The 22,875-nt window shown below is 50.1% G+C and carries 16 protein-coding genes; 9 read left to right on the forward strand and 7 right to left on the reverse strand.

Annotated features, from left to right (window positions below; all coding sequences use genetic code 11):
• The first annotated feature begins 156 nt into the window (after positions 1-156).
• The 3 genes from KJS57_RS08220 to KJS57_RS08230 all read left to right on the forward strand — a co-directional run bounded on the left by KJS57_RS08220 (position 157) and on the right by KJS57_RS08230 (position 4,237).
• The gene (locus tag KJS57_RS08220; RefSeq protein WP_213654378.1) at positions 157-2,946 is read left to right on the forward strand and encodes a glycoside hydrolase family 3 protein; all 2,790 of its coding nucleotides are present in this window, start codon (positions 157-159) and stop codon (positions 2,944-2,946) included.
• 29 nt (positions 2,947-2,975) lie between these two features.
• Complete coding sequence (locus KJS57_RS08225) at positions 2,976-3,167, forward strand: hypothetical protein (protein ID WP_211022405.1); 192 nt, start codon at positions 2,976-2,978, stop codon at positions 3,165-3,167.
• Positions 3,168-3,379: 212 nt separating this feature from the next.
• Positions 3,380-4,237 (forward strand): stalk domain-containing protein, encoded by an 858-nt coding sequence (locus KJS57_RS08230; RefSeq protein WP_211022404.1) that lies wholly within the window; start codon positions 3,380-3,382, stop codon positions 4,235-4,237.
• Between the two features lie 124 nt (positions 4,238-4,361).
• Here the strand turns inward: KJS57_RS08230 and KJS57_RS08235 are convergent, their stop codons facing one another.
• The 3 genes from KJS57_RS08235 to KJS57_RS08245 all read right to left on the reverse strand — a co-directional run bounded on the left by KJS57_RS08235 (position 4,362) and on the right by KJS57_RS08245 (position 9,500).
• Positions 4,362-5,129, reverse strand: coding sequence for a gluzincin family metallopeptidase (locus tag KJS57_RS08235; protein ID WP_213654379.1), 768 nt, complete (start codon positions 5,127-5,129; stop codon positions 4,362-4,364).
• A 127-nt stretch (positions 5,130-5,256) separates the two neighbouring features.
• Entirely contained in the window at positions 5,257-8,280 is a 3,024-nt protein-coding gene (locus KJS57_RS08240) for a DEAD/DEAH box helicase (protein ID WP_213654380.1), read from the reverse strand.
• A complete protein-coding gene (locus tag KJS57_RS08245; protein ID WP_213654382.1) occupies positions 8,277-9,500 on the reverse strand; it encodes a hypothetical protein in 1,224 nt (407 codons plus the stop codon). Before KJS57_RS08245 ends, KJS57_RS08240 begins: the two co-directional genes overlap by 4 nt.
• 218 nt (positions 9,501-9,718) lie before the next feature.
• On the opposite strand from KJS57_RS08245, the gene KJS57_RS08250 reads away from it, so the two are divergent.
• The gene (locus KJS57_RS08250) at positions 9,719-9,928 is read left to right on the forward strand and encodes a DUF378 domain-containing protein (RefSeq protein ID WP_211022400.1); all 210 of its coding nucleotides are present in this window, start codon (positions 9,719-9,721) and stop codon (positions 9,926-9,928) included.
• 124 nt (positions 9,929-10,052) lie between these two features.
• On the opposite strand, the gene KJS57_RS08255 is transcribed toward KJS57_RS08250, so the two are convergent.
• Positions 10,053-10,691 carry a Vat family streptogramin A O-acetyltransferase gene (locus KJS57_RS08255; protein ID WP_213654383.1) on the reverse strand — a complete coding sequence of 213 codons (639 nt, stop codon included), beginning with the start codon at positions 10,689-10,691 and terminating at the stop codon, positions 10,053-10,055.
• A 28-nt stretch (positions 10,692-10,719) separates the two neighbouring features.
• Positions 10,720-11,628 carry a DMT family transporter gene (locus KJS57_RS08260; RefSeq protein WP_213654384.1) on the reverse strand — a complete coding sequence of 303 codons (909 nt, stop codon included), beginning with the start codon at positions 11,626-11,628 and terminating at the stop codon, positions 10,720-10,722.
• 182 nt (positions 11,629-11,810) lie between these two features.
• Between KJS57_RS08260 and KJS57_RS08265 the strand changes: the two genes are divergently transcribed.
• The 3 genes from KJS57_RS08265 to KJS57_RS08275 all read left to right on the forward strand — a co-directional run bounded on the left by KJS57_RS08265 (position 11,811) and on the right by KJS57_RS08275 (position 14,497).
• Positions 11,811-12,380 (forward strand): lysozyme inhibitor LprI family protein, encoded by a 570-nt coding sequence (locus KJS57_RS08265; RefSeq protein WP_213654385.1) that lies wholly within the window; start codon positions 11,811-11,813, stop codon positions 12,378-12,380.
• Positions 12,381-12,435: 55 nt separating this feature from the next.
• Positions 12,436-13,254 carry a methyl-accepting chemotaxis protein gene (locus KJS57_RS08270; RefSeq protein ID WP_211022395.1) on the forward strand — a complete coding sequence of 273 codons (819 nt, stop codon included), beginning with the start codon at positions 12,436-12,438 and terminating at the stop codon, positions 13,252-13,254.
• A gap of 160 nt (positions 13,255-13,414) precedes the next feature.
• Entirely contained in the window at positions 13,415-14,497 is a 1,083-nt protein-coding gene (locus KJS57_RS08275) for an acyltransferase family protein (RefSeq protein WP_244861461.1), read from the forward strand.
• Here KJS57_RS08275 and KJS57_RS08280 read toward each other — a convergent pair.
• Together KJS57_RS08280 and KJS57_RS08285 are read right to left on the reverse strand one after the other, a co-directional pair.
• Positions 14,461-16,215, reverse strand: a complete 1,755-nt coding sequence (locus tag KJS57_RS08280) for a hypothetical protein (RefSeq protein WP_213654387.1) — start codon at positions 16,213-16,215, stop codon at positions 14,461-14,463. The two genes, KJS57_RS08275 and KJS57_RS08280, sit on opposite strands and share 37 nt — an antisense overlap.
• Complete coding sequence (locus KJS57_RS08285) at positions 16,212-17,165, reverse strand: hypothetical protein (protein WP_244861449.1); 954 nt, start codon at positions 17,163-17,165, stop codon at positions 16,212-16,214. Before KJS57_RS08285 ends, KJS57_RS08280 begins: the two co-directional genes overlap by 4 nt.
• Positions 17,166-17,663: 498 nt before the next feature.
• Here KJS57_RS08285 and KJS57_RS08290 point away from each other — a divergent pair, with 498 nt between their 5' ends.
• Entirely contained in the window at positions 17,664-19,451 is a 1,788-nt protein-coding gene (locus tag KJS57_RS08290; RefSeq protein ID WP_213654389.1) for a vWA domain-containing protein, read from the forward strand.
• A 33-nt stretch (positions 19,452-19,484) separates the two neighbouring features.
• Positions 19,485-22,874 (forward strand): tubulin-like doman-containing protein, encoded by a 3,390-nt coding sequence (locus KJS57_RS08295; RefSeq protein WP_211022390.1) that lies wholly within the window; start codon positions 19,485-19,487, stop codon positions 22,872-22,874.
• The last annotated feature ends 1 nt before the right edge of the window (position 22,875 follow it).

Here is a 22,875-nt window from a genome sequence, read left to right on the forward strand (position 1 = left end):
GAACCGGTTGTTTTCCGGGGACATGGCGTTTTTTTTATAAGGCAGCGTTTACAAAAAAACGAGAATACCCTCAAAAAGATTGGAATTTTCAATAGAGATAAGGTAACTTAATATATAACGACAAAAACGTTTTTAACGACATAAGGAGAGAACAAATTGACTACAAAGAAACTGGGAATTCCATTAGAAGGCTTTGCCGAGTTCAGCAGAAAAGTAGCTGCGGAAGGTGCCGTGTTGTTGAAAAATGACGGACAAGTTCTTCCGCTTCAAAATCAAGAAAACGTTGTAATTTTTGGCCGGACCCAGGTCAACTATTACCGGAGCGGTACAGGATCGGGCGGCAGCGTCCATGTGGCTTATACCACGAACCTGCTTGACGGACTCCGGAGCAAAGGGCAGATTAAGGTCAACGAAGACGTAGCGGCCGTCTATGAAAAATGGATTGAGCAAAATCCGTTCGACAACGGCGGAGGCGGCTGGGCTGCCGAACCATGGCATCAGAAGGAAATGCCTTTGACCGATGAACTGGTGCAATCGGCCCGGCGCCAATCGGACAAGGCGATTATCGTTATCGGACGCACCGCGGGCGAAGATCAGGATAATGCCGATGCGCCGGGAAGTTATCGTTTAACGGATGATGAGAAGGCTATGCTGAGCATGGTAACTTCCTATTTTGAACAAACGATCGTTGTTTTGAATGTTTCCAACATTATCGATATGAGCTGGTTGGACGACGCAGGATATGCGAATCCGATTTCGAGCGTGATTTATGCTTGGCATGGCGGTATGGAGGGCGGCAACGCAATTGCGGATGTGCTTGTTGGAGAAGTGACGCCGAGCGGGAAATTAACCGATACGATCGCTTATTCCATTGAGGATTATCCGTCGACCCGGAATTACGGCAATGAGTTCAAGAACTTATACCAGGAAGATATTTATGTAGGATACCGGTATTTCGAAACTTTCTGCCCGGATCGGGTTCATTTCGAATTCGGTTTCGGTCTTTCATATACGCAGTTTAAGCTCGATTCCGAAGAGGCTAAAGTGGTCTCCCGGGAAGGGGAAGCGTATTTGGAAATCGGCGTAAACGTGCAAAATACCGGGACCCGGTTCTCCGGTAAAGAGGTCGTTCAGGTGTATGTGGAAGCACCGCAAGGCAAACTGGGCAAGCCGTCCAAAGTTCTCGCCGCTTTCGGCAAGACGAACGAGCTTCAGCCGGGTGAATCGCAGCGCCTTACGCTAAGCTTCCCGGTACGTTCTTTGGCTTCTTACGATGACGGCGGCGTAACGGGGCATCGTTCCGCCTTTGTGCTGGAAGCCGGAGTTTATCATCTCTATGTAGGCGGTAGTGTGAAGGACCTGGTGCAGATCGGCGTGGATGGACAAAGCGGGTACCATGTGGAGTCGCTGCAAGTCGTGGAGCAGATGGAAGAAGCGCTAGCACCGATCGAGAGCTACTCCCGGATGAGACCGGGTACGCAAAAGGCGGACGGTTCGTACGAGCTCACCTATGAAGAGGTTCCGACGCGCAAGATCTCGTTGGCGGACCGGATTCAAAGCCGTCTTCCAGAGACCTTGGAGCAAACCGGGGATCAGGGTTATACGCTTCGGGATGTTTCGGACGGAAAAGTCAGCCTGGAGACCTTTATCGCTCAACTCAGCGATCATGATTTGGCGGTACTCGTGCGGGGCGAGGGAATGGTCAGCCCGCTTGTCACCTCCGGTACGGCTTCAGCTTTTGGCGGTGTTAGCGACCGGCTGTTCAACTACGGAATTCCGGTTGGTTGTACGGCGGACGGTCCGTCCGGCATCCGGATGGACAGCGGAGAGAAGGCAACTCAAGTTGCTATAGGCACTTTGCTGGCTGCTACCTGGAATGTGGAGCTCGTTGAAGAGCTTTACGTCCTGGAAGGCAAAGAACTGCTCAGAAACGAGATCGACACCTTGCTCGGACCGGGTCTTAATATCCGGCGCAGTCCTCTGAACGGACGGAACTTCGAATACTTCTCCGAAGACCCGTTGGTTACCGGTGTATTCGCGTCGGCTTGTACGCGCGGCATCATGAAGGGCGGCTCTAACGCTACGTTGAAGCACTTTGCCTGCAATAACCAGGAGAAATACCGCAGTAAAGTGGATTCGGTCGTATCCGAGCGCGCGCTGCGGGAAATTTATCTGAAGGGCTTTGAAATGGCGGTTAAGCAAGGCGGAGCCAATTCGATCATGACGGCTTACAATCCGATCAACGGGCACTGGTCCGCGTCGAACTATGATCTCAACACCACCATTCTGCGCGGGGAATGGGGCTTTGATGGCATCGTCATGACCGACTGGTGGGCTGTAATGAATGATGTCGCTAATGGAGGTCCGGCCGACCGGAAGTTTACGAACTTCATGGTTCGTGCCCAAAACGATCTCTATATGGTTGTCAGCAATTACGGCGCAGAAATCAACGCTTATGACGACAATACGCTGGCGTCTCTCGAGAACGGAACTCTGACCCGTGGTGAACTGCAGCGGAACGCGATGAATATTTGCCGGTTCCTCATGAATGCACCTGTATTCTCCAGAAAGCAGGTTCTTCATGCAACGGTTCAGCAATTCAAGGCGGCAAGTCTTTCTTCAGAGCCGGCACAGGTGCAAGAGCTGTCCCGTCAAGCACAGGTTGAACCGGTTGCTAATGGATCGACGTTCATTCGGGCAGACGAAGCAGGTCAATATTGGATTACGGTGAACATGATGTCCCCGGACGACTACTTGGCTCAGAGCGCTTGCAATATCATGTTGAACGGCCAATTAATGACTACCGTCCAAACGAACGGGACCGAAGGCAAATGGTTCCGGCAACGGCTCGTAAAAGTCGAGCTGGAAGCGGGTCTCTACGAGCTGACGCTTGATTTCGTCAAGCCGGGCTTGCAAATCGGCTGGATCGAGTTCAAATTGTCCTAGAAGAATACCTAAGCGAAGGGGTAGTACATTTGAGAGGATATAATGTTTGGCGACCGGTTTTGTTGATTGCAACTGCGTTGTTGACGAATACGCTGGTGACGAACCTCTGCATTTTGTTCGGACTAGAGCGCGGCTTGGCGGGCGATATCGGGTTTGTCGCCATGATTATTGCGGCGTTGGTGACCTATAACCGTATGACGAAGGGCCGCCGCCGGAAGTAAGATTGGGCAGGCAGTTCCTGTTGTTCTTTTACCGGATGGTTAAGTTAATATCGAGAAGCACTGACCTTGGTCGGTGCTTTTCTTATTAGATTAAGACTTTTAGAAGGGTGATATATATGGTATTTTCCTATCGCACGCCCTAAATCGATGTATAATAGGTAGAGGTAAATAGCAAAATCACCAAATATCCCCTACCAGGAGAAATTGTGTCTATGAAAAAGAACAAAAAGCTAACGCTTATCCTCACACTTACTACAGGTATACTCGTCGGCACAGCGGCCACCGTATTTGCTCAGAATCCCATCACTTTGCTGGTAAACGGATCTAAGATCGGCTCGAAGGAAGCTCCAAGCTTCGTGAACGGAAGGGTTATGGTCCCCATAAGAACGACAGCCGAGGCTCTGGGTAAAGAGGTTCAATGGAATGCTCAGAAGTCAGAGGTCAATATCGTTGATCGGGAAGACCTATTGACCGAATATGTGAAGGGAACTCAGAAGGTCAAAATATGGGGTAAAAAATCGGACGGCGGATACTGGGGAATGCGGATAACCCTTGGTGAGATAACCCGCAACTTTCCTTTCTGGTATAATGTCGGCAATCCATCCTATGCCCCTCAGGTTTATCTTCAGGATCTGAATCAGGACGGCAAGGACGAATTATTGATCATTTTAACGACGGGTTACGGAACAGGATTTAAAGAGGAAAATGCATATATTTTCGATAGCGAGGAATTCTCGGAGATCCCTCTGGAGGACTGGCAAACCTATACTTTAAAACATGTCGTGCCGGGAAAAGTTACGAAAGAGGGGGCCAGCATCCAGATTGATCATAAAGAGCTGGCCATTCCGCATGGTATTCCAGAAGAGGATTTTAAGTCCGACAAGCCTTATTGGTATGAAAGCCCGGCATATGGTCAATATTTCCGGTACGAGGTTCGAAATGATAAACTGTACGCGATTATACCTTTATGGTTCTCTCCGGCGCTTTCATCCGGCCAACTAGAAATTGAGTATTCATACAAAGACAAGTTTTTTCAGGGCGACGGCATTAAGTACGTGGAGAGCGAATAGCATTTGAGGTAATCTGGACGTACAATCGGCAATGGTTGCGTTCTATAATTTAAGAAAAGCCGGGATCCCAGGATTCCGGCTTTTTCTTAAGGAGTCTTTTATGTGGGAAGAGTCCTTGAAGCCGTTAGTCTTCTGGATTCTGCAGCCGGGATTTCCACTCAGCATACAATTCTTCGAGAGACGTATTCAGAATTTTCTCCATTCGATTAGGTTTGCGGATGATTTCATTAAGCGCGTCTATCCCGTATTCATCAATGATGTAATCGATCAAGGTGCCGCTGTAAAAGTAGGCTGCTCCCCCAGCCTTATTGAAATAGTCAGACCGCTGAAACTGCTCCAGATCCGGAAAATCTAAAAAGGCGGAACCGAACAGGAGCTTAGATTCAAACTCGGCTTCAAATTGATTGGACGCATAATAGGCGGTCCCCTCATCAAGCCACTTTGTACGCCCGACCTTCGGGTTGACCTGCTGGATGACAGCGTGAACGAGTTCATGCGTAATTTGATCGGTAAAAGCTTTTCGGGTATTCGGATTTTCGAGGTTCACCGGAGTGTACACTTTAATCGTTTTGTCTCTTGCATCATAGGTGCCTTCCGTATCGCGGCCGATCATTTTACGGAATGCTTCGTAATCCGGGTACACATGAACAGGGAGTTTGCGTTCCGATTCAAAATGGAACATCGTTGACAGGCGCGTGTAGTGTGCGTCGAATTCGAGGGCTAAAATGTCGATCATCTGAGTGGTTTCGGAATCGTTAGTAGGGCTGTAAAAAAGGCCGTGCTCCGTCTCTTGGATGAGGATCAGATCTTTGTGAGTATTTTTAGGGAAGAGGAAAAACGCTGAAATTCCTAATAGCAATAGGACACCCAAGGCTGCTCCTTTATATCTCATATAACACCCCCGTTAACTTTTCTATATGAACATACTTGATTTTACTTCTTTGGTAAATAGTATTGAGTAGTTTCGTGGTGAGGTAGAAAAGGGAAGAGGAAAGCCGGGAGTTCTCACAGAGCCCTCCCTAATCTTGGCCGACCCACTCTTTCCGGAGTGAAAACAGGTCCCTCAGCTCCTCGGTCGAAAGCTCGGTGATCCAGCCCTCGGAGCTTGCGATGACGTTGTCGCTGAGCTGCTGCTTGCTTTCCAGCATTTCATCGATGCGTTCTTCAAGCGTGCCCAGCGAAATAAATTTATGCACCTGTACGTCGCGGGTTTGCCCGATGCGGTAAGCCCGGTCGGTCGCCTGGTTCTCTACTGCCGGATTCCACCAGCGGTCAAAGTGGAACACGTGATTGGCCGCCGTGAGGTTCAGGCCGACACCGCCGGCTTTCAAGGAAAGAACGAAGACGCACGGCTTTTTGGTGCCGGCCTGGGCGCTTCCCGTCTCAATCGGCGCTTGGAACTGCTCGATCATTTTATCCCGGGCGGATTTCGGCGTACTGCCGTTCAGATAGAGAACAGGCTCTTGGAGTACCTGCTCAAGCACTCGCTGCATCATCTGTCCCATCCCTACATACTGCGTAAAAATAAGGCACTGTTCTCCTTCTTCCCGCAATTCCTTGACCATTTCCAGCAAACGCTCCAGCTTGGAGGAACGGCTGATGAGCGCCTCCAAATCCTTTCCGTCCTTCGAGGAATCTTCCGGCGAAGGGATGGGCTCCTTGGTCATCAACACAGGATGGTCGCAAAGCTGCTTTAATTGAGTGAGCGCTGCTAAAATAGCTCCCTTGCGCTCGATTCCCTCCAGCTTCTGCATGCGTTCCATCAATTGATTTACCGTCTGATCATAGAGGGCCCCTTGTTCGGCGGTTAGATTCACGTACATTTTCATCTCGTTCTTGTCCGGAAGATCAAGTTGAATGTGCGGGTCTCTCTTCTTGCGGCGGAGCAGGAACGGCTTGATGAGCTTCTGCAGATCGGCCGTACGTTGTTCATTGTGCTCCCTCTCAATGGCTTGAACAAAATGTTGTTGAAAAGCCGATGCACTACCCAGGAAGCCGGGACTGATGAAGTCGTAAATAGACCACAGCTCCGAAAGCCGGTTCTCGATCGGCGTGCCGGTGAGCGCAATCCGGTGTCTGGCCGGAAAACTGCGGACGGCGGAGGATTGCTTCGTTTGCGCATTTTTAATGTTCTGGGCTTCGTCCAGACAAATCGTTCCCCAAGCATATTCCTTCAATAACTCCTGATCCAGCGCGGCGGTAGCATAGGAGGTGAGGATCACATCGGCATGGTCCGCAGCCTCGCGGAAAGAATCGCCGTCCAGACGTCTTCCGCCATAGTGGAGCATCACGCGCAGTGATGGTGCAAAGCGGTTGAGCTCCTTCTGCCAGTTCCCCAGCACAGAGGTAGGGCATATGATCAGAGACGGCTGTCCGGATTCTTCGCCTTGCCGCTCCTTTAAGTGAAGGAGATAGGCGATGAGCTGCACCGTTTTGCCGAGTCCCATATCATCGGCGAGGCAGGCCCCGAGGCCGAAACGCTCCAGCAGGACAAGCCAGCCGAATCCCTCATGCTGATAAGGACGCAGCTCCGCCCGCAGTCCGGCCGGCAGCTCGGGCTTGGGCAATTCCGATTGTTGGCCCAATTGTCGGATGAGCTGGTTCAAGTGCTTGTTCAATTCCACTTCAAGTCGGATTTGTCCTGCGAAATCGTCCGTACCAGTCAGCGGGTCCAGACGGTCTGCCGCACCTTCGGTTCCACCCAGCAAATGAAGCTGGAGCACCTCTTGAAAGGACATTCCCCGCGAGGAGTCGACCCGTGCCATGGCTTTGCGAATTTGTGCGAGCAGCCGGGGGTCGAGCGGAATCCATTGTCCGCGGAAGCGGACAAGTCTTTCGTTGCGGGCCGCCAGCTCGGCGAATTCGGCTTCGGTCAGATCGGCATCGCCAATCGCGATCCGCCAATCGAAGTCGATGAGCGAATTCAGCCCGAACAGCGATTCCCCGCCGCCGGATTTGCTGCCGCCGGCACCCGCTGAGATTTTGGCCCGCACTCGCGGCTTGGTGCGGCTGGCTGCTTCCCACCAGGAAGGAAGCAGCACCTGCCAGCCGGCGTCCAGCAGCCGCCGGCTGTCTTCGGTCAGAAACTGCCAGGCCGCCCGGTCGTTCAGCGGTTCCGCAAAGACATCGCCGGCGGCAGTCGCTGCTGAGAAATAGGCCTCCGGCAGGCAGGCTTGCAAGCGGTCCAGCCAATTGGCGGAGCGGCTGCGGACGTATTCTGACCACGTCTCGGGCCAAGTGCCGAAGCATCGGCCGTCAGTGCCGAGCCTTATGGGCACGAGCAGCGCAGGATTTAGCTTGTCCTGCAGAACAAGCTGAAGTCGCCAGTCCTCGTCAGCCGATGGATCAAATTCGGTTTCCGATTCGGTTTCCGGTTCCATTCCGGGTTCAAGCAGCTGCAGCAACGGACGGAAGGGGGAAGTATCCGGCTTCCAGCCGATGTCAATAAGCCAGCTCTGTTCATCGCTTCCTGCGGACATGCGTTCTTTGCTGAACAACAGCGGGTAATCCCGGCGCAAATCGGCAGCGGCTTCTTGAGTGCCGTAATAACGATAGAAAACGGAAGCGGAGAAGGCGGCGCGCACTCTATCTATAAAATCCGGATCTATCTCGTCATAGTTGATCGCGTCCAGTTCTGCTTGGGCGGACGCACTCAAGTCCCATTCCCACGCCAGTTTACCCGATTTAGCCGCTGTATAGCTGGGGATATAGGCTTTCTCCTCCAGACAGACGGCCAGCAGGGGAGCTATTTGACGGAGTGGCTGGGCCTGCGGCTGCCAGGTCCAGTTGATATGCCGGAGCAGTTCGCAATTCGCCAGGAAAGGGATGACCTGCTCGGCCGGGAGCAGTACGATTTCGATATCTTGGATTTGGGAGATTTCCAACTCCGTCCCGTAATAAGACTCCTCGTGCCAGGCGAACAGGTGGTGCTTCAAAGATAGTCCGGATACGAAATTTCGGTCGTTTACCGTACCGAAAAATAACGCATCCCCATGTTCGCTCAACTGGATACCGATGGATATAGCTTGTTTGAATCGGGTCATGGTATTAGTTTTCCTTTCCTCAGCTCTTCCTGTAAAGCACGAAGACGACTGTGCTTGTCGGTAAAGGAGTCGATAAATTGCTCCCATCGCGCGGTAAGCTTCATTTTGGTATACAGCTTGGAGAGCCGCTTCAACAGCCTTACAGCCTTCTTGTAGCTGCCTCTATTCTTCTCGAGCACATATCTCTCTACAGCCTGATGATAAAAAGGCAGCAATACCTCAGGAGCATTTTTCTCCAGGGGCTTCAGATCGGTTGCACGAATAGCGAGAGGATCGACATTATTGGAAAGCTGCAAATCCATCCACTGCCTCCATTGTCCCAGCTCGATCATAAGCTGTTCGTAAATACGCTCGGAATAAGGGAGCATCTCTCTGAGCGTGCTCCACATCCGTTCCTCACATTCCGGAAGCTGTTCTACCGTCTTGCTCCAGTAGCCTGCATAACTGTCCATGACGTCTTTGTATCGGCTTCCCAGCAGAGGTCCGACCGTAATAAGCCATTCCAATAACCGGGTCCAGTCTTGTTCCATCAGCATTAAGCCCAGAATATTCAGAATGAAAACATAATAATCCTTCGTATTCTCCTGCGCCTGTTTGAGTAGCTCCAGAGCCATCCGATCATCGGATAAGCGGTAGTACATCCAGCATTGGGCCCGAATTAGCGCTTTTTGATGCACACTTGAACCGGGTTGTTTCCCCGCTTGCTCCAATAGCTCCAATTCGCGCAAGAAAACATTTTTATCTTTTATATTTGGCACAATCCAGGCTTGCCAGAGTTGATAATAAGGTTCTCCGAAAATCTGATCCTGCTGTGCATTCAGCATTTCATTGCGTATAAAGTCCAGTGTCTGTAAGACAACTGTCCATCCTTGTTGTTCAGGCCCGAGAGGTAGTGGTTCACCAAGGATTAGCCCGATGGAATCTTGCATTTCCTTTACGGCCACCGAATTGTAATAGCCCATAAAATTGGCATGATAAGTAGTGGAGGTTGACTTGGCAGGTAAAATTAACAGCTTAAGACAGTAAAGAGCGGCATTCAGATCATAAATAAGTCCCAAGCCGGGCTTGAGCTCCGGCTTAACGCTCCGGATCGCTTTCAAGACGTTTTCTACATACCGTACGGTAATCGTTTTATCATCTACAGCATTTGCGCATAAATTGAACAGTTCATGCCATTCCGAAAGTGACGGTTCCAGAATAGCCCCCTCATTATCATCCATGTGATTGCCCCGCATTTTCTTCCTCATTTCTTAAATTCTATTACATAGAGGTTTCTGTATTGTGAGTATATCAAAATAGAGCGTCTCCTTCACATCCGGAGCGGAATGGCTGGATTCAGAATTTCATGTTTCCTATTTTGTCACAAGACCGGATGTATAAAGTTGGATGGAAAAGGGCATTTTTTTAATGAAAAACTCTTATCTGAGGAGTGGCTGAAATGAAAACACTAAATGCGATTGCACTCACTTTACTGATTGTGGGCGGACTTAACTGGTTATTGATCGGCCTCTTTGAATATGACCTGGTGGCTGGCATCTTCGGTGGGCAAACCTCCACATTATCCCGGATCGTTTATGTTATTGTCGGGATTTGTGCCATCTACTCGATCAAATTTTACAATGACGTAAGTCAAGAACGGGCCCGGTAACAGACGTCGCGCAAGATCTTCAAAACGATAAAAGAGCTTCCCGCCCCAAAAGGGTGAAGCTCTTTTTTTGTGCAGATTTTTAGGTTGCGCAGCAGGGTTTGAACGTCGAATTGTTTTTCGTTCTCTACTTCACGTTTTTAATCATTTCAAGGTCAGAGCTGCACAGAATCTCCAGGTTATCGAAAATTTTGTCTGCAGGCCAATCCCACCATTTTAGCTGTTCAAGATACGATATGAGCTCATCGTCAAACCGCTTCTTAATAATCCGGCACGGATTACCGCCCGCGATATGGTAAGCGGGGATATCCTTGGCCACCAGGGAATTGGCTGCGATGATGGCGCCGTCACCGATATGGACTCCCGGCATGATCGTCACATTTTGACCGATCCATACGTCATTCCCAATCACGGTATCTCCTTTGAAGGGAAACTGGTCCAATGAGACCGGGACGGTCTCCCAGCCTTCGCCCATAATATTAAAAGGGTACGTAGTTACGGAGTTCATCCGATGATTGGCGCCATTCATGACGAATTCGATGCCCTTGGCGATGGCGCAAAACTTGCCGATCACCAGCTTATCGCCCAAAAACTCATAATGATGAGTAACGTGGGATTCAAATTGATCCGCACCATCGGGATCGTCATAATACGTATAGTCGCCGATACTGATGTTAGACCTGGTGATCACATTTTTGATATAGCAAATTCTTTTCATGCTTGGGTTAGGAAAAATGGCATTCGGATCAGGACCGATTCTATTCATCTCTCAATCACCTCTCGTCTCCAGTATATTACAATTCATCCGCAATTCCGAGCAGGGCGATGCCGATAATGACCGCTATAACGACGGCGTACTGCGCCTTGTTCAGTCGTTCCTTCAGGAAAATCCGGGACAGAATGACGGAAAAGATACTGTAAGAAGTAATCAGCGGCGCGGCAATGATGGCGTTGCTGGACATGGCGAATACATAGAAGAATTGACCGATCGTTTCAAATACGGCTGCATAGCCTTTGACGCGCTCCTGGAACAGATTGAACCGCTGTTTTTTCACAAACCGGAGATAGATGAAGGCTAGAACAGCGCAGGCGAAAAAAGTGAATTCGTAGGAAAGCAGGGCCGCATCCTCGCTGATCAGGCTCAGTTCATCGAGATATATCCCGTCGGCAAACGTGCCGAGCCCATCGATCAGAGCGTATAGAACCGGAAATAGGATCGCCATCATGCCGATTTGATATTTCGGGTCGATCTTGGTCGAGCTGGCTTGAAGCGCGATTTGTTCCGCTCTTTTTTCCAAAACTGCTAAACCGATCACGCCGAGGGTAATAATGACTATGCCCGTGACCTCCAGCGTATTTAACGAATGGGTAAAAAACAGAAACAGCAGAATCGTGGTGACAGCCCCGGAGGAGTTCTGGACAGGGGATGCGATGGACAATTCAAGATAACGGAGCCCGATATACCCGATCGTCATCGATAAGATGTAAAGGACCGATACGGGCAAATAACGAAGCAGGTCGGCCGGATCCAGCGTAATTCCCTTAAACAGCATATACCCTGTGGCATGAATCCCCATGACGAGTCCGACCATGATGACGATTTTGATATGGCTGAACCGGTCGCGGGAGTCGCTGCCTTTCTTGTAGAACAAATCTGCGCCTCCCCAAGCGAGGGCGGTCAGTAAAGCGAATAGAAACCACATAACTTAGTAATTCTCCTTGTCGGTTAGATGAAAAGATACCGTTTTTCTTTATTGATACTTCGGCTAAGCCTTCTTATTATACAGGCCGTTCCGGAAAGGCTGTCAATGATATCGCAACAATCCCGGCTGTATATTCGTTTTACCTTATATTAGAAAAATTCAAAAAGAATGGGTGGAGAATGATGAGGAAAATACTGATCTTAAGCTTGCTGGCGTGCAGTATTTTGGCGGGATGTGGAAATGGGAATTCGGACAAAGAGACTGAAAGCGCACCGCCGAGTCAGAACGGGCAGACGAACCAGAACGGAGTAACAAAGGAGCCTGCAACTTCTGAGGATGATCAGCAAAAGAACGGGAACCAGCCATCGAATGAAGCTGACCAATCAACCAAAAGCGAATCATTGCGGTCTGAATATACGAAAAAGCTGGATGAGGTCGAGAAGGGGCTTGCGGATGTGGAGGAGCTGAACGAGGAGGGGACCACCGTTTCGATGACCCAGGCCGCCGATGAAACCTATAAACGGTGGGATGCGGCCCTGAACGAAATTTATGGTGAACTGGAAGACCGGCTTTCCGAGAAGGATATGGCAGTCTTGAAGCAGGAGCAGCGTGAGTGGATTACGGAGAGAGACGAAACCGCCGAGAAGGAAGCGGCAGAATATAAGGGCGGGACGATGGAGGCCTTGCAGCTGCTTTCCGCCAAAGCCCGGATTACCAAGGAAAGATGTTATGAGCTGGTAGAACTACTTTAGCAGGGCGTATATTGTGATATAATTCATTGCAATATTCGAAGAATGGGGTTTGGAAATGGATAAAGAGAGAACGCTGGAAGACTTCATGGCAATCATACCTGTTATCAAGGAGGCCGTTCCGATGGATTTGTCGATCGCGATTTGCGATCTGGACAAGTTCGTCGCTTATTGGCCGGGGGAGAATATCGACCTGCAAATCAAGGTCGACCAGTTATTGCATCCCGATGAACCGCTGACGAACGCAATCAAAAACAATATAAGCCTGAAGGCAGAAGTGCCTGCCGATTTTTACGGATTTGAATTTACGGGGACGGCTACCCCGCTGCATGACCATGAAGGCCATGTTATCGGCGGTATTGCGGTCCAACTGCGCAAGCAGAGCGAACTCCGGGACATTTCCGATCAAATCGCGGACTCGCTGACCCAGGCAAACGCCAGGCTGTCCCGCATGGCGAGCGGTTCAAATGACTTGGCGGGCTTTACTCATCAGCTCCTCGCCCTCGCACGGGCGACCGAGGAACAGGTCAACAAGACGGATGAAGTCGTCTCCATCGTAAAAGCCGTCGGAGATCAGACGAATTTGCTCGGGCTTAACGCCTCGATTGAGGCAGCACATGCCGGGGATAAAGGAAGAGGGTTCGGCATTGTAGCGGGGGAGATCCGAAAGCTGTCCAATGAGACGGTTTCCTCCACCAGAGTCATACAGGGCATTTTAAAGGAATTCAGGGAGGTTACGGCCGAAATGGGGAAATCCATCGACCGGATCAACCAAGTGGTGGAAGAACAAGCGGAGTCTGCCCAGCACATGTCTTCGTTTATTGAGGAAATTCAACAAATGTCCGAACGGCTGAATCAATTTGCCAAGAGACTGTAAACAAGTAGTTATTTAGCGAAGGAGGCACCCGGAAGGGTGTCTTTTTGCATATAGACGGGCTGCGGTTGGTCCGCCAGTGGACTAGATAGCCATCCTGTGATTAAGTAGAGTGAGAGGATTTGACCGTTTTTGGCAAAGGGGATAAAGATTCGTGAAGAAGATGAATTATACGCTGATGGGACTGCGCGGACTGCTTGCCCTGTCGGTTGTGATCTATCATATCTATATTTCCGCCGTGATCGAGGGATACATTCCCGAGATTCCCAAGGAAAATTTTCTTTATATGATCAATGAGGCCGGGCCCATATCAGTAAACCTGTTCTTCGTAATCAGCGGATACTTGATCACCCAAAGCCTGTTGAATAAAAAGTCGTTCCGGGAGTTTGCCGTCAACCGGCTGCTGCGCATTTATCCCGTATTTATAACGATTCATCTTATTATATTCGCGGTCGGACCGGTGATCGGTTATAAATGGATGGACGGAATCGGACCGGGGCAATACGTGTTTCATTTCTTATCCAACGCTCTTCTGCTGCCCGGCATGTTCCCGCTTCCGATCGCTCAGATCGTTGCCTGGTCACTGAGTTACGAGTTATTCTTCTATATTATTGCTGGATTGGCTTGGTTAATCTACCGCAGTTCCAAGTTGCCCGGGGTTCGGAAGGGCATTCTGTATGTCGTGGTCGCTGCCGCTGCGATGATCATTATTTATTATCGCAGAGACTTCTCCTTCTTTGCCGTAGGTGTCGCGGCGTATTTCAGCCAGGCACAGATAAAGAGCCACTGGAAACCCGTCAAAGCGTTTTATTTCAATGGCGTAATTCTGTTGGCTGCAATCTATCTGTCCTACTATACGTTAAAGGTTCCGATTTGGGCCGCGCTTGTGCTGAGCTTCTTGCTGTTTATCCCTATCCTTATGGAGTATGGGCTGCTGTCCCGGTTTCTGCGAACGAGTGTGATGCGCTACTTGGGAAGGATCAGCTTCAGTCTGTACATGTGGCATACGATGGTCATGTTTCCATTAAAAATAGCCGTGCCCAAATTCGCCGCTATGATAGGGACAAATGCGGTTTCCTTCGGAATCTACGCGCTGTTATCGTTAGCGCTGTCGGTCCTGATATCGCATCTGTCCTATCATTACATTGAATTCAAGTTCACGGCCTATCTGAAATCGAAAATGGAGCCAAGGTCACTATCCCGAAAGAGTCAGGGCAACGTAGATGGCTCAACGGAATCCACTTGAACTACGGGAACGTTTAGCAGGTCCTCATTGATCATGATGTCCTTATATTCAACAAACGTACCGGTAATAACAGCGGGTCCCTCCGAGAATTGGAAGTCACCTGTCAGCACGATATAATTGTCTCCGGCCCATGCCGTAGTTTCGAATTCGCCCGGCGCGGAGATCGTGCACGTGAAGCGTACCTTTTTCTGCGGATATTGAGCGATATCTTCAGGGGCAATCTCCGGGATAACGGTCTTGACGCCGGTAAACTCATAGTAGGAGCCTGACCGTTCGTAAATGGCGATTTGTCCCTCGCCCGATCCTGCGGGATTCTCTACAAGGAGGCTGCCATCCGGGTTGATGGTCAGATTGTCCGCTTCAACCCACAGGATCAGCTCAATCCGGTCATCCTGAACTTCAAACAACGCATAAAGCGCGTTCCTGCTTGCGGAATCGGCTTCAACGAGAAGGACAGGGGTCTCTTTGTTGCTTAATTTACGTTCAATGGACAGCTGCCGGATGGTCGCATTTGAAGTTATATCCGTATTGCTGAGCACCTGAACTTGTTCCTGGGCGTTCATTCTGCCGAAATAAATCCGGTTTGTCTCATCGGCTGCCGTGACATATATCTTGGAGCCGTAAGCGTCAGTACCCCCGCTTACGTGTTGATAGCTGTCCCCCTCACTTCGAATAGGGAGCAGTTGGGACGGTTCTGCAGCCATCCAGGCCAGCTTGACCTGATCCACGGCTTCGCCGGTATCCTGGTAACCACTCAGTGCATTATAGAGATTAATGGCCTCCTGATACTCCCCTTGTGCCGCCATTTTCTTGGCTTTTTTCATCAATCGCGCAATTTGGCCCTCCGCATATTCCGTCAGCGACGACCCGGGGTCGGCTTGGTTTGCGAATTCCTTGTATTGTTTGGCATGCTTGGCGAAGGCGGCATAGTTTTCTTCTTTCAGATCGTATTCCAGCAGGCTTCCAATAAGCTCTTTCGTTGTGCTTGTGATCCATGGCGCTTCAAACTGATGGCTTTTGTAGGCGTCCAGCATATCCTTTGCTTCAGCGAATAAAGTGTCATAAAGGCCCTTGGACGCGGTGGCTTTGATTCTTCTTGCGTCGTAGGTTTTGAATTTGGCGCTTAATTCGCTGATTTGCTTGGAGCTGTCCCCGTAAAAGTTGGAAGGGATCCGGAGCAGATTCCATTTAAAGGATTCATTCGAATAATCGCCGGTATCCAGATTGTGATCCATATCCGCGTAGAACCGGTCCTTGAACTGGGCGAAATAGGAGACGAACTTCTCGGAAACGTTGTTCGATTTCGAAATTTCACGGTAATTTTCGCTATAAGGCCCGTTCCCCGTATAATAGGTGTTGCGAAGCAGGGATAACTTCGCATAGACATCCATAAGCTTATCGAAATCGCCTTTGGAAGTGGCCTTAGCTCCTTGCGAGCTTAACTCCGCCAGCTGCCGTTTCATATCCGTAATCGGAGCCAGCTCTTTCAGACGAGCCGAGATGATGTCCTCCCTATAGTCTATAGAGGTGTTGTTTCGGGCTTTCAAATACCAGGTTTCGGCCTGGATTAAATCCTTCTCCGCATAGAGGCGCTCGGCCTCGTCAAACCAGGCCATCTTTTGCGAAATTCCATAACCCTTGAGACCGATAAGAATCAGCATAACGGCACATGATGCAAGAAGCAGGCTTTGCAGAGAGACCAATCTACGAATCATCATAAGGAAATGCTCCTTGGTGTTATTTGCTGAAAATCGGCATCCCATTGGTATTTCTCATTGTAAATCCGGTAAACCTCATCCGCCAGGGAAGTCCACGGCTCGTTTGGATTTGTGGCTATGACCCGGTAAAGGCGCAAGAATCGCTCTTTGGGAAGCAGGCGCGCATACCGCGAAATGAAGTCGGAGTAGCTCAGGACGTAACGTTTCAACCTTACGGCGGCTCCGGCCACCCCGGCAAGAATGTCTTCTCCGCGTTCCAAGGAGGCAATTTCATGTTCATATTTTAATATGTAGCGAAAGGTCCTGTCTTTGATCAGCTCGCGTTTGATTTTTGCTAATTCGCCGATATAGCGGGCAAGATCAGGATCAAATCGGCTTTGCAGCAACGGCTCCAATTCCAGCTCCATATCCTTACGAAGCACAAAAGATTGCAGCAGTATGATTTGCAGCGACCGGATGGTGTCATCATGGACCAGCGCGGCGATTTCCCGCAGCATTTCATAAGAGCGGGCTTTATCTTCTTTGCCCGTTTCGACGGCCCGGTCCAGATTAGCGATGAGTCCGTCCGCTATTCTTTGACGATCGTGCAGGAACATTCGGGCTATTTCCCGGGAAACGGCCCGCGGAAGCAGCCTGTGCTGAACAAACCAGAGACACCCGGTCAGAATGACCCCTCCGGCCAGCCCAATCGCCATCTCTTGAAAGCTTCTGCCGAAGAAGATACTGATCAGGGTGATCAGTATCGCGGCCAGCCTTTCATTGCGCATGGTGCGGCGTACGGTTGCAGCAGCCTTTTCACGCAGGGGAAGAAGACCGGGCTTCCCACAGAACGTACAGTTATCTTCGCGTAAAATCGTATAGCGATGGCAATTGTTGCATATTCTTAACTTTTCATATACATATTTCGTTTTAATAGTAGGTTTAATTTGTACAGGAATCTTATTGTCCATGGTTATCACTATCCCGGTTTATTTGGAGTACCAGCCTGCGGTCCAGCTCTTCGGGCGCAATCGAATTCTTATTGCGTCTCCAATATATGATTGATTTTGCAATGACAAAAAGAAACAAAATAGCCAGGCAAACGTAAGTAATCATATACAGTCTCCTTCTTTTATAGGCCGAGCAGGCCATTATACCTAAAAGTGCGAGTTCAAAAAGACAGGTTTTCAGGACCAAGAAGGTTGGATGAAGCTAGGGACTGAGTAGCGGAGCGTACATGAGGTACGTGAGCAACGGAAGGCCCGGCTGAATTCAAGATTCGACGTCGAATCCGCTTCATGTTCTGCTTCGTCGTGGAAAGATGTCTTTTTGAACAACCTTTAAAATAATTGAACTTTACAGGCGTTAATTATATCATATTGGCATAGCATTGGCAGATCTTAGGGGGAGATTTGTCAAATCATGCAGCGGCAATAACATAACGATTTTTCAGTAAAGGAGTACTACACATGTTCCAAAGAAAAATAAAAACTCGCAGTTTGCTGCTCGCATTATCGCTGATGTTGCTTCTCTTCAGCTTCCGTTTGCCGGGGGCTTATGCCGCCGGACAGACCTCGCAGATCGATGCCGTGCTTGTTGTGGATGTCAGCAACTCCATGAATACGAGCGATACTAATAAAATTGGTAATGAAGCCATGAAGATGTTTATCGATATGCTGTCGGTTAATGGCGACAGAGTGGGCATCGTCGCCTTTACCGATAAAATCCAGAGAGAAAAGGCCCTGCTGGAAATCAAGACTCCGGGCGACAAAGAGGACTTGAAGCAATTTATCGACGGCCTGGACAGAGGGCCTTACACGGATATTGCGGTCGGTGTAAAAGAAGCGATCAAAGTGCTTCAGAACGGTGCCGACCCGAACCACGATCCGATGATCGTCGTTCTGGCCGACGGGAATAACGATTTTGACAAAAACTCGGGCAGAACACAGAGTGAATCCGATAAGGAATTGAATGCTTCGGTCGAAGAGGCCAAGCAGGCGGGGATTCCGATCTACACGATCGGGCTGAACGCCGACGGCAAATTAAATAAAGAGGCTTTGGCTGCCCTGTCCGACAAAACCGCGGCCAAATCCTTCTCCACCAATTCGGCGGAGGATCTGCCGCAAATTTTGAGCGAGATCTTTGCCAGTCATCTGAAGCTGAAAATCGTACCGATCCAGAGTATGACGGGTACCGGTAATTTTCAAGAGGTTACCGTCAATGTTCCGAACGCCAACGTACTGGAAGCGAATATCTCTATCATGTCGTCCAAGCCGGTGGAGACGGAGCTCGTCGACCCTTCCGGAAAGGCGGTAGCGATTCCGTCAGGCGACGTGGTGGTTACCAAATCGAAGAGCTATACCTTGCTCAAGCTGTTGTCCCCAAGCGAAGGGGATTGGAAACTGAAGGTCAAGGGAACATCGAAAGACAAAATCGATATAAATCTCGTGTTCAATTACGATCTGGAACTGGCCATGGAGCCCTTGCCTTCCACAAGCTACAAACCGGGAGATGAAGTCGCTATTTCCTCCTATCTGACCAGTAACGGACAGAAGCTGGCCAACGACGAAATGTATAAGAATATGGCTGCGGTCCTGAAGGTGACCGATCTCGATTCCGGTAAGACGGAAGAAATCAAATTGGACAATAAGGGCGACAAATTTGAAGGAACCTACAAGATTCCTGACAAGCATGAATATGAATTGGTGGTGAAGGCGGAGGAGAAGAGCTTTTACCGCGAGAGTCCTCCCGTCAAAATAACCGCCAAGCCGGCAGGTTCAGCCGCGACTCCACCGGCCTCCTCGCCAAGCACGGGTGAAGAGGAGAAGTCTTTTCCACTGATGCCGGTCCTGTTGAGCGTAGCGGCTGCGCTTGTATTGCTAAGTGCGGGATATTTCATATTCCGGAAGGTGAAGCAGAACAACCGCGGTTTTGTGGGACAAATCGTCCTCGAAATCCGCGATGAGAATACAAACGAAAAGTCTTATCCGCAGTACAAGAAATTAACCGCCTTCCGCGGCAAATTTAATCTTCACCAGCTCCTGCAGCTGGCGCCTGAACTGAAGGAGACGGAAAGAATCGTCTTCACCCCCGGCAGCAATGACCGGATCATCATAACGAGCGGCACCGCCGGAACGATCGAAAAGTCGGGGCGTGCCATCGACGCAAGCAAAGGCTATGAGCTGAAAGGCGGGGATCGTATCACCCTCCCGCTGAGCAGTGTGGACAAAACGATTTTTATCGAATATCTCGTGTAAGGGTTGTTCTAAAAGCGAATAGGGGGAACACATATGAAGCCCGTAGTAAGAGAACATATTCAACAATTGGACGTTTCATTAGGCGGAGGCATTGTCAGTGATAAGATCCGGGTCGACACGATCGACAACCCGATGCTGATCATCGGTTTGGGCGGCACGGGGATCGATGCGCTGCTGCGGCTGAAATACCAGATTAACCGGCGGTTCCGGCTCCCGGAAGATCCGCTTTCCAAGAAAAAGCGGGAAAAGCCGGACAATGTAGAGTTCCTGGCATTTGAAACGAATGAACAGGACCGGACCAAGAAATATAAAGGCATCGGCCTCGACCCGATCAATGAATTCGTGTTGTTATCGAATGCCGAAATCGGCGGATTACTGCAAAACCGCAGTATCCTCGAACCTTACATTACGGAATGGCTGTCGCCTGAATTAAGCATCACCGATGGGATGAACGGCGCTGCTGGCGTGCGCCAGGCCGGAAGATTGCTGCTGTTTACGAAGATTACCCAAGTGGTGCAAGCCATCGATAAGAAGATCAAGACGTTGTCCGTCGGCACCAACAAGAAGCTGATGGTATTCCTCCTTACCGGCTTATCCGGCGGAACCGGCAGCGGCTGCTTCCTGGACATCGCCTATATCGTACGGGGCATCATCGAGCGCGATCACGGCTCAGCGGGCATCGACCGGGTGAATACGCTCGGATATTTGTTCACCCCGGATATCAACCTTTCGAACAAGAGCCTGAGCGAGCATACCCGGGAGTATATTAAGAAGAACGGGTATGCCGCGCTGAAGGAACTGGACTATTGGATGAACGTGGATAGCCGCGGCGAGCGGTTCAAACAGCAGTACGGCAACATTCTTACCGTGAATTCCCCGTTGCCGCCGTTTAATCTTTGCCATTTGATCTCGGCGACGAATACGGAAGGTAAGCTGCTGGAGAATGCCTACGATTACTGCATGAACGTGACGGCCGAGAATATCACGAACTTTATGGCCAGTGAGGATAAGCAATCCGGAGAGGAATTTGCCATCCACGACTACATCAGTAACATTCGCACGAATATCGCGCAGATGAACAAAATCTATCCCGCCAACTACGAATACAACATTATCGGCGCTTCGTCGGCGGTTCTTCCGATCGAAGAAATGACGACGTATTTGGCTTACCGTTTGTTTGACAAGATGGAAGGCATGTTTGAGAAGGCTCCGAACCAGGAGGACGTGGAGAAATTTGCCCGGAAGCTGGGGATCGACCTCGACAGCATGGCCAAAACCTTCGAATCGCGCGTTCCCGAGCCGCTTCCCGGTTATGAGAACAGCGAACGGCTTAGCCATGCCAATGTGGTGAAATCGCAGGTGGTAAATATCGATACCGAGCTGGAGCAGAATTTCCTGGCACGGGCCCGCGAAGAATACATCAAGGCGAAGAAGCAGCTTCCCGGCGAAATCATGGAGCAGTTCCGCGATCAGGTCCGCCGGCTGTTTCTTCATCCGGAGCAAGGGCCGTTCTACGTGTCCCGGCTGGTCTATACGGAGAAAGGCTTCTGCCTGCTAAAAATGCTTCTGTCCTACATTGAAGCGCTGCGGGAGAATCTGCTGCGCATTCCTCGCGAGATCGAAGCGGCGCAAGAGCAGGCTGCCGATAAGCTGAGCGACGCAAAGAGCGCCTTCGTATCCAAGGATAAGAAGAAGAACTTCTATATCGAAGCGAAAATCAATGAGTATTGGCTCCATGCCGATACGGAGCGCACGGAGCAATTGATCGAGTTCTACGAGGATCTTTACGAATTGCTTAACTCGGAAAACAACCGGATTTATAACGTATTTACGGAAGTGCTGAACGCGCTCAGCTCTATTTTTGCCAAGAACGGAGACATCCTCATTAACGGGGAGGAGCAGTCCGATCATAAGGGGAACAAAACGTACTATTGGAACATCGTCAGCGTTCCCGATATCTCCAAGGTCGTTAATAATTTGATGGAGCAGAAGGACGTGGACGATCTGATCCGCGATTTCTCGACGGAGCTGTTGAACCACTCCAACCAGTGGATCAAGGAGCAGGAAATTGACATTGTCAGCTCGATCTCTTCCTTCCTTAGCGACAAGTTCGGGGATTTGATCACGAAGTCGATGGAGGAATTCCTGATTATTAAGTATGGGCAGGATGAATCCATCGAGAAGTTTGTGGAGCGCAATATTGCGAGCAAGCTGGACGATGAAGCCGTACCGGTGTTCCATTTATCGAACAGCACCGGGAATTTGAACTTCCCGGCCTGGGGCTTCGTATCGGTTCCGGTTCAGGCTCCGAGCATTCTGAAGGGGATTCGCAATTATCAGAATAACGCGGTAGGCAAATCCCACTTCACGGTGAAGGAGAGCGAAGTCAAGAACCGCATCTTCTGGCTTAACACCCGCAACGGTGTGCCGCTCTTCGTCTATACACCGCTTAAAGTGTACGAAGAAAGCTATGAACGTACGATTCTCGATAAGGAAGGCATCGGACGCCATCTGGTGCAAACCGACAAGAATAACTGGACGTATCTGCCTTCTCCGATTCCCGAGAAATCCTGGGGCGATGTTTATGTGAACCAGCGTGTGCAGAGCTACAATGCGCGTGTTCGCGGCGAGTTTGGCGAAGCCCGCAGTTTGAAGATCATTGTGGAGAAGAGTATCGATCAAAATACAAGCAACCGGTTTGCCGTAGTTCAGACCGTACCGTTTGATCTGGATCGGAAGCTGGCCGGATACGATATGCGTCTTGACGCGCCGAAGCCGAATCTGGGCGAGGTGAAGTCCGCCTTGACCGAGCTGAAGCGGCTGCTGTCCGACGGTTTGGAGGTCGCAGCGAGTAAAGATATCTTCGGCAGTATCACAGAAGATCTAGCCCAAGAGAACCTCATTCGCTCTCCGGAACTGATCGCTACGGTCCGCAGCGAACTGGCCAAGTATAATGCGATTCGTGAAATGGCCGACCGGTTGGAAGGACTGCTCGGACAATATCGCGACGAGGAGAAATGGCTGGAGCAATTTATCGAGGCGATGTATACGGGCACAATTGTGAAGAAGGGCGCCCTTTATGTCTATGATCGCGACGCCGAGGAAGAGGCTTGGGAGCCTTTTGCCAACCTGATGAAGAGCCGGAACTATGCGGAATACGAGGTGTTTACTCATTTCCGCGGGCTGGATGAGAAGAGCCGGAATACTTTACTGCGCAAGGCGTCCCGCCGTGCTTCGGAAATGACGGCTTCGGAGGATATCGCGCCGCTGCTGTCCAAGCTGGATGAGCTGACCGTGAATTTCCTGGAAGCCCGCGATGCGTTGGAATACGAGAAGATCGAATTGGCTAACGGCGAGGAACTGTATCAATTCTACAAGGGAATAGCCGCCCAATTAAACGATATTCGTAAAAGGTTGAAGTAAG

Source organism: Paenibacillus vini, assembly GCF_018403325.1.
GTDB lineage: Bacteria > Bacillota > Bacilli > Paenibacillales > Paenibacillaceae > Fontibacillus > Fontibacillus vini.